This is a genomic window from Streptomyces sp. S6 (assembly GCF_054880855.1).
The window spans coordinates 1-1,868 of sequence record NZ_JBTYMC010000587.1; the positions used below are offsets into that span (position 1 = coordinate 1).

At 73.7% G+C, this 1,868-nt stretch carries 1 protein-coding gene and 1 pseudogene; one reads left to right on the forward strand and one right to left on the reverse strand.

What is annotated here, in order from left to right; genetic code table 11:
* Nucleotides 1-432: pseudogene (locus ACVNF4_RS35530) on the forward strand (hypothetical protein); the annotation flags it as partial.
* A gap of 48 nt (nt 433-480) precedes the next feature.
* Here ACVNF4_RS35530 and ACVNF4_RS35535 read toward each other — a convergent pair.
* Complete coding sequence (locus ACVNF4_RS35535; protein ID WP_461806964.1) at nt 481-1,578, reverse strand: hypothetical protein; 1,098 nt, start codon at nt 1,576-1,578, stop codon at nt 481-483.
* Nucleotides 1,579-1,868 lie beyond the last annotated feature (290 nt).

Genomic DNA, 1,868 nt, shown 5'->3' on the forward strand with positions numbered 1-1,868 from the left:
ATGGAGGTCGTCCGGATGGTCCTCACCGGGCGGGTGCAGCGGGAGTTGGTCGGGGCGATCAACGAGCACGGGCCCTCCCGCCTCACGGCGCTGCTGCTCCTCGCGACCGGCGCGGCGACGCTCCCCCTCCACCGGGACGGTGAGTCGCCCCAGGTCTACGGCCTGGTCCTGGGCGCGGCCCTGGTCTGCACGGTCCTGGGCGTCCTGCTCACCATCCGCCCGGCCGTCCCCCTCCTGGCCCTGACCCTCCTGCTCCCCGCGGCGCTGGCAGCCGGCCAGCTCCTGCACGGGCGCATGGGCCCGGCGGCGCTCACCCGAGCGATGGACCTGACCGTGGCTCCGGGCTGGCTGGCGGGCGGGGCCGCGGCCTGCGCGGCACTGTCGGCACTGGTGACGCTGCTGCTGGCGGCGCAGTCGACCCAGGGCAGGTGAGCGGCAGTTGAAGCGGGTGGCCCGTACCGTCCGGTGCGGGCCACCCGCTCACTCCTCGGGTTTCTTCGGCAGCTTGAACCGTTCGAACGTCCGGGTGATCTGCTGAAAAGGTGAGGACGCGGGACGCGCCGGTGCCGGTTCCGAGACGCTGTCCACCGCCCCCGCCGACTCCCGGAACACCTCCAGCGCCTCGTGCGCCCGCTCGGCCGCCTCCCGGTACAGGTCACGGGACTTGGTCATCGCGTCCAGCGCCTCCGCGTACATCGCGACGAGCTGCCGTTCACGGTCCAGCTCCTCCCGCAGGGTCAGCAGATGCCAGTCCTCCCGCAGGGCGGTGAGCAACACGTCGGCGCCGTCCGGCAGTTGCCGGGGGAGGGCGGCGAACCGGTTGACCGCCTCGACGACTTCGGCGGGCTCCGAGCCGTCCAGGAAGACCGTGCGGACGGCGAAGTCGGCGGGGTCGGCGTCGGCCCGGGGCAGGATCACCGCGCCGCCGCGCGGGAGTTCGGCCCGGGAATCCTTCAACGCCCAGTTGACCGCGCGCAGTTGCTGAGGGGCTGCGCGGTGCTCGACGACGCGGTCGCGCAGGCCGTCCGTCAGGAACCGGGTCAGGGGGAGACGGCCCCGCTCGTCCGGCGTCATGGCCTCGTGGACGACGAGGTGGATCGACCAGTCGTCCTGCGCGGCGCTCTTCAGGACGCGGCGGAGGTCCTTGTCGTCCGAGGGGAGCGTGTTGGCCGCACGGAACCGCAGGCCGGGTGTCCGGGTGTGATCCCACTCGCCGTCGATCTCCCACGGGTCCTCGGACCAGAACCGGGTCGCGGGGGAGGGCCAGTGCCGCTCCCAAGGCCCCTCGGCCTCCGCGACCAGCGACCAGGCGCGGGTCTGCTCCCGGTCCGCCTCCTCGTCCAGCTCCAGCCGGGCCCTCACGGTCAGTTCCCGCGCCACCGGCCACCGCGCCTCGAACACGAACCGGCCCTCCGGGCGGGCGTCCTGCGGCAGCTCCAGGAAGTCGACGATCTCCCCAGTGTCCTTCAGCCGCTGGAGATGCCCGCGCAGCACCTCCCCCGGGGCGGAACCGGTGTGGCGCCCCCGGGACAGCCACACGGTGGACGGGGTCGAGGCGGCGGTGCTGGAGGTCGACATGGATCCATCTGTGGAGCGGAGAACGACAGGGGCCTCCCAGTATCGTCGCTCACCCCCGCACGTGATCAAGAGGGGGGCACCCACAACTCCTCCACACCCGGCACGCGGGGCACACCCGGGGCGCACGCGCGCCACCCTCACATCCCCGCGCACACCCGTACCCCCACGGCTCCGACCCCCACGACAATCACCAGGGCGGACAGGGCCGGCCCGCCATCCGCGTCGGGGCGGGTCCTGTCCGCGCGGGGCTGTCCTGGCCACGGGGACGCCCCCTCGCGCGGACAGGACCC

What these genes read in the sequence shown, in the direction of transcription:
- ACVNF4_RS35535 (WP_461806964.1), bottom strand. Translation starts at nt 1,578, where the DNA reads ATGTCGACCTCCAGCACCGCCGCCTCGACCCCGTCCACCGTGTGGCTG.